Origin of the sequence: Nocardioides sp., assembly GCF_964229035.1 — a bacterium.
Classification (GTDB): domain Bacteria; phylum Actinomycetota; class Actinomycetes; order Propionibacteriales; family Nocardioidaceae; genus Nocardioides.
In genome coordinates this window covers 69,078-75,078 of record NZ_CAXRAZ010000018.1, presented here as the reverse complement: position 1 = coordinate 75,078, position 6,001 = coordinate 69,078, and the positions used below count along the sequence as shown (strand labels likewise).

The 6,001-nt window shown below is 64.6% G+C and carries 5 protein-coding genes; 3 read left to right on the top strand and 2 right to left on the bottom strand.

Features of this window, described 5'->3' with window-relative positions; translation table 11 throughout:
• Positions 1-59: 59 nt before the first annotated feature.
• The gene (locus tag ACERUN_RS06680; RefSeq protein WP_370289060.1) at positions 60-743 is read right to left on the bottom strand and encodes a hypothetical protein; all 684 of its coding nucleotides are present in this window, start codon (positions 741-743) and stop codon (positions 60-62) included.
• Positions 740-1,393, bottom strand: a complete 654-nt coding sequence (locus ACERUN_RS06675) for a hypothetical protein (protein WP_370289059.1) — start codon at positions 1,391-1,393, stop codon at positions 740-742. The genes ACERUN_RS06680 and ACERUN_RS06675 overlap by 4 nt, the downstream gene beginning before the upstream one ends.
• Positions 1,394-1,883: 490 nt before the next feature.
• Between ACERUN_RS06675 and ACERUN_RS06670 the strand changes: the two genes are divergently transcribed.
• From ACERUN_RS06670 to ACERUN_RS06660, 3 genes are all read left to right on the top strand, one after another.
• Positions 1,884-3,077, top strand: coding sequence for a hypothetical protein (locus tag ACERUN_RS06670; protein WP_370289058.1), 1,194 nt, complete (start codon positions 1,884-1,886; stop codon positions 3,075-3,077).
• 160 nt (positions 3,078-3,237) lie between these two features.
• Positions 3,238-4,671: a hypothetical protein gene (locus ACERUN_RS06665; RefSeq protein WP_370289057.1), complete on the top strand. Its 1,434-nt coding sequence runs from the start codon at positions 3,238-3,240 to the stop codon at positions 4,669-4,671.
• Between the two features lie 566 nt (positions 4,672-5,237).
• Positions 5,238-5,402, top strand: coding sequence for a transposase (locus tag ACERUN_RS06660; protein ID WP_370289056.1), 165 nt, complete (start codon positions 5,238-5,240; stop codon positions 5,400-5,402).
• Positions 5,403-6,001 lie beyond the last annotated feature (599 nt).

Below are 6,001 nucleotides of genomic sequence, written 5' to 3'. Positions count from 1 at the left end.
CCTGAAGTTGGGCCGACCACAGCGCCAGATGCCGATTGTGGCGTGGCAATGTAGTGCCCTCAAGCGCCAGTCCGGCCACGACGGCGCAACCGGAGAGGCCTTCGCGCCAGCCGTGCGACCAGCCAGCGGGCCGGGGCGCTGACTTGATCGGGGTCTGCCAGCGCACCGCTTGGTCCCTCAGGCGTGAGGGTCACCTGCTCACCTGGGCAGCATGGCCCACACACCCGGCTGCCAACCGGCCCTTCTCCTGCCGCGGCCGTGCCGGCCGTGTGCTCCCGTGCAGAGCTGTAGGCCTCGGCGAGTTCCTCCGGTAGGCCCTGAAGCAGCACCGCGAGCGCTTCGGTCTCCGCATCGATCACCCGCTGCGCGGCTTCGGCGGCATCGCGGAGCGCGCTGGCCTGATGTGAGGCGAGTCGCCCCATCGACTGGTATCCGGTCACCAATTCGGCGAGGCCCTTCGGCCTCGCGGTCCGACCCGTTTCAGCCGGCCGGTAGGGATCGGTGTCGGCGGCGTAGACCGCCGCAGCGAGAAGGTCGTCACTCGATCTCGCGCACCCCGCGATCCAGTCCCTCAGGTCCTCGACCGAGCTCACGTCGCCCAAGGGCTCCAAGATCGCCTCAGCGTCCCGGTACAGGCGACGTGCCTGTTCGATGTCACGGCCAGCAATTGACCAGCTCTGCTCGACCAACAGCTGATAGTGCTGACCGGCGCGGTAGAAGCGCATCTCATCTGGCAATGTCATCGCCGACCTCTGGCCCATGCGGAGCAGGCGGACGGGACGTGAACCGACCAGACGGAGGCTGCCCTGTGGGCCTCGACGGCTGCGTCGAATGCCTCCTGGACGGTCTGCTTGGCCTCGCTCGACGCCCCGACGGCCGCCAGCCAATGGCGGGGCGGATCTCCTTCCCCCAGTTCGATGAATCCCAACGCCACCGACTGCGTGCGAAGCAGATCGCCCCGCGGATCGGCAGCGGCACACAAGAGCGGCTTCAACTCCGCAACGGACTGAGCCGGTCCGATCCCGTTGCGCTGGGAGCACAGCGCACGGCCGACGGGAATGACGCTGCTCGCGCACGGGAGGAATGAGAAACCGAAGCGCTGCGACTTGGGCTGTCCGAGGATGTCAACCATCTCGGGCATGACGTAGCAGGGCGATGCGGGAGTTGTGATCCTGAGCCCACGGAGACGCCCCACAGTCGGCACATCGGGAGGGCTGATGCTCATGGCCCATTGCAGAGCCTCGACGAGGGCGATCGGCTGGGCCGGCGTCAGGTCGAGCGCCGCCAGTCGTGTGGCGTATTCACCGATCGACACCGTCGTGCCGATCGGGGAAGCCCAGTCGCGGGACGGCGATCCGGGCTGGCGCGGTGGGAGGGGCGTGACTCGAGACATTGAAAACTCCTGTTGGAGGGCTGACGAGGGACGCGCTGCCATGGGGCGAGATCGGCGCCTAGTTGCGGCAGGCAAGCCCTGAGGGGGCTTGGTCACGTCATCGGTCCACTTCGGAGGCGACAGGACGACCGGAGCAAAAATTCCTCGACGTCGTTCGATACAGCCTCTGACGAGCGGCCGCTATGCACGGTCGTGCACCCATGCCGGGAGGCATCCGTCGTATCGACGAACGGATCCCGGGAAACAGGTTCTGTCGCGGCCTCCAGCAGTTCGACGGATCCTCCGATAGCGCTAGGGACCTCGACCGACGGGGTCGCCCGCCAAGCGGGCTGACCGTACGGAGGACCTCACCTTGGCCTCATCAGATCCACGAACCAACCTGCGCTGGGCTGGCCCTCTTAAGTCGACCGACGCCGTCCGTCCGATGGTCGTCGAGCGCCAAGACTTCGAGCGCGCCCATCGCCCAATATGGCTACCTAGCAGCCTCGGCATGCCATCTGCCGCGGTGTGGCAGATCCTCACCGAAGGGGGCGTCGGCGGCGAGGGACCGAAGCGAGGCCACCAAGCCCTGATGTCCGTAGTCCTCGGAATGAAGCAGGCCGGGTGGGCCGAGGTCCACATCCGTCGCGCCCTTCGAGAGAACAACAGCGCCACCCACACGCCAGGGCACTGGCTCTGTCGCCAGACCGACCCCGACCGCGAACTAGGCCGAGCACTTGCGAAGGCCACGGCCCGAGTCGCGCAGACCCCAGCGAACCCTTCGCTGTCGCTGCCTACCGATCCACACAATGCGCAACGAGCGAAGGCACACCTCGACGCCGTCGACGCCGCCCTGCTCGACCCACAATTCTCGAGGCGGCATCCAGGATTGCTGCCTCCCGACGTGAGCATCACGATGCTGACCTGCCTGGCTGGCCTGCTGCAGAAGGCCCACCAGCACGCCCAGAGCCAGATCTTCGACGAGGCCGACTCAACGGTCAGTGTCGCGGCCTCCGCGCGCTGCCTCGCCGTCATGCTGAACCTAGAGCACCAGACTGTCTCACGCGCTCTTCGCGCCATCAGCACACCGGTCGGATCAGACAACTTCAACCCACGGGCCCTCGTCCAGCGCTTCGAGCAACGCCGCAACATCGACGCTGTCACCTATCTCATCGACGTCGGACGCTTTCAAAGCACCAGCACCAGCGCTGTGGCAACGTCACCGTCGTTGCCACAGGTCTCTCCCCAGAGGTATATGGCGCCGACCATCCGCCCGACGTTCAGCGAAGCCGTCGTCAGCATCGCGTGCCATGACGCCTTCACCCACTCTCCGCAGCCCCGCACCCCCGAGGATCCAGTAGCTACGCGAACACAAGGCTTCCTGCTCGCCCTGATCGCAGCATCCCCCACCTCTCCCAGCGCAAAGGACCTCAGCTTCCTCAGTGGGCTCAAGAACGACTCCATCCGTAAAGCCTTAGCCCCCCTACTAACACCAAGCCCACTCCTCGCCGACCCGCCCCTGACCAGCGCACAGGGTGCCTACCGGCTCACCGGAAGCCCATCCGCCCTAGACAGCTGGCTGACCGGCCTCGCGAACGCCCGAGGCACCACCGGCACCCGAGCATCTCGTCAGCGCAAGGCCGACGACCAGCGGGCGGCATGGGCAGACCACCAGGCCCGAACCAACGGCCTCGCGATGCGCTGAGCGCTTGCCGCGCATTCCCCCGAGGGGTGCATGCGAGGTGACAAAAGATTTTCTCCGCACCCTGTCTACCTCGTGCCGAGCGGACCGATATCACCACCACGCCAGCTCGACATCCCGCCGACCACGTGACGTCGGCCCCCAAGTGATCACTACCGAACGAATGGACTCCCACGACGTGAATGCTACGGAGATTGCGCTCCCCCACCTGCCCCACTCCATCGAACTGACCATAGAAAGGATTTCCACGGGAGGCAGCAGGCTCAAGTGGCCACCGCGCGCCTATTGGCGCGAGGCCTACGCCTTATGGCAGACCAGCGACTCCTCCTACGACTTCCGTCAGACCAAAGCATTTAAGGTCACCAGCCCAGAGATCGACAGCGCACTCGGCATCGGCGACAGCATTGAGATCGCCGTCAACCGCTTCCTGCATTCCGTCGCCGGCACCGCTCCCGTCGACCGCAACACGCAACTCCTCCTAACGCGCGCAGGGGGCGCAAATCTGGTGATGGCATGGGAGTGCAACATCCGCGGACCGGCTCACTCACTGACGAGACACGACGCACAGTTCGCGAAGGACCAGCTTCAATCCTTTCAAGAAGCCGCAATCGCCCCAGTCGCTGCGTGTGAATGGATCGCGGCCACAGCAAGCCCGGCGGCCGCGAGGCGTGCCATCGACCTGGGCCTGACGCCAACACAATTCATGGCCGTCCAGAGTTCTTTGGAATCCAGTCCCTGCGGACTACCGAAAGATTACGACGAGGACTACTCGTCAAGATGGATCGAACCTACCGCTGCCATCAGGTTTCCCCTGACGGTCACGATCCGCCAAACCCAAGACAAATGCGATGGCATGGGCTTCATCGCCAACGCGAGAAGATGGGGAAAACTCTGCGGCAGCGGCGAAGGTCCAGCTGATTCGATTCTTGACCTTCTGATGACCGTCTACAGCAAGCAGAAGATCAACAAAGATTCCGAACAAGTATTTCTTCGGGCCAACTTGGGCCAAGATGTGATCGACGCTTGGAACCGACATGTCAATGCCCGAAGGATGCCTATCCCGTTTGTGCGCCAGAACCCGACCGAGGCCATCGAACATCTTCACGAGTACCTTAACGAGGGGTTTTCGGCAGATGTTGCCTGCCGGTACATCAACGTTGGCCTCAGCACTCCGGCTGCAAAGCGTCTCCACGAAGCCGGTCTTGACCCGGAAGCGGCACAGACATTTATCGACATCTTTGGCGACTTCTGGGAGAGCCATTGGCGCGATGAATACATCACGATCGTCGCCGTCAACAGCGATGAGCTAGCCGACTGGGTCCTCAGCGGCGTCGACGCCGAAACCGCGAAGCGCCTCAGGAACCTGCGGATCGCACCGTCCGACGGTGCCGCATGGCTGAAACTATTCGCCGAGCACAACGTTGCAGACACCGATATCGAGATCATTATCAAGTCGGGCATGAGTCGCGATGACTTCGTCGAATGGCACCGCCAGAACACCGACCCCTTGACAAGCATCACCGACGCAGCCCGCGTGATGGTCGCTCTCCAGTCTCTCCGAATCGCGTCCCCTTCTGAACCGTCCCCGGCCTGGTGACCGGCCTCGAGCCACGAGAGGGTGGTTGCTGTGCCAGCACCACGTAAGTGCCCCGACGAGTTGCGGGAGCTGGCGATCAGGCTCGTGCACGAGGCTCGTGAACAGGATACGGAGTTGCAGCTGAGCGCGGCGGCGGCGCCGGTTGGTTAGCCGACCGGGGTCAACCCCGACACGCTGCGCCGGTGGTGCAAACAGTCCGGAATCGGCGCCGGGCGGCGGCCGAGCGTGAGTACGGCGGACGCGGCGAGGATCAAGCAGCTCGATGCAGAGGTATGCGAACTCAAGCGCGCCAACGAGATCTTCATGGCGCCTTCCTCGTTCTTCGCGCAGGAACTCGACCCGCGTTTTCACTGGTAAGGGCGTTCATCGACGAACACCGCGACCGGTTTTGGGGTCCCGCCGACCAGATCGAGATCTGTCGTGTGCTGAGCCAACACGGGATCAAGGTCGCTCCGAACAGCTTCTTAGCCCACAAGAAGCGGCAGCCTCAGCGAGGTCCATTCGCGATCAACGGGTGCTGACCGAGGTCGTGCGGGTCCACACCGATTGGAAGATCGGCCGCGGGCTTGTACGAGGTCTGCAAGGTCCACGCCGCTCTGGTCCGCGAAGGCGGCGTAAACGGAGCACCGATCTCACGGCGCGTGGTGGAACGCCTGATGCGTTCTGCCGGGATCCAAGGCGCCCGGCGGGGCCGCGGCTACATCACAGGGTCTGCCTGCACGGACGGGTGAGGTCACCTATCCGTGCAGCAGTCCCGACCCCTGTAAAGGGGCCATCTGTCGGCCGAGCTAACAGCGCCTCAGGACGGGCAGAGGTCGCTGAAGCAAGTGTCGCCCCGCTGTCCAAGCCAGATGCCCGTGCCATTGCAGGCCAGGACGGCACGCCCGAGAGCGTTGACTGGCCTGTCGTGACGCCATCAGAGGTGGCGAAGGCGCGGCAGGAACACGCGCAGGGGACCGTCGCCACCGCCGTGGCGCGACTAAGCCAGCTGCTGCATTTCCTGGACGAGTTGCCCGGCAAGAACGACTAAGCCACTTACCCCGCCATCACTGAGGCTCCGCTCGCGACGCTGACTGAGCTCTCCGAGCACAGCGACTTGAGGGACCTTGGCGATGTCGTGCAGGTCCGGCGGCGGACGTGGCGCAGTAGCGCCTCCGCCTCGACGAACTCCACCTGGATCCCTACGGCGCAACCAGCGGGTAGAAGCTGCGTGGGCCGCCACTACGTCGGCCGAAACCGTCGGTCACCGCCAGGCGCTCAGCCTGGTGGTCGGGCACAACCCTGGGGGTCGAGTTTGTGGCAGGCCGAGACGCGTTCTTCTGGGCGGAAT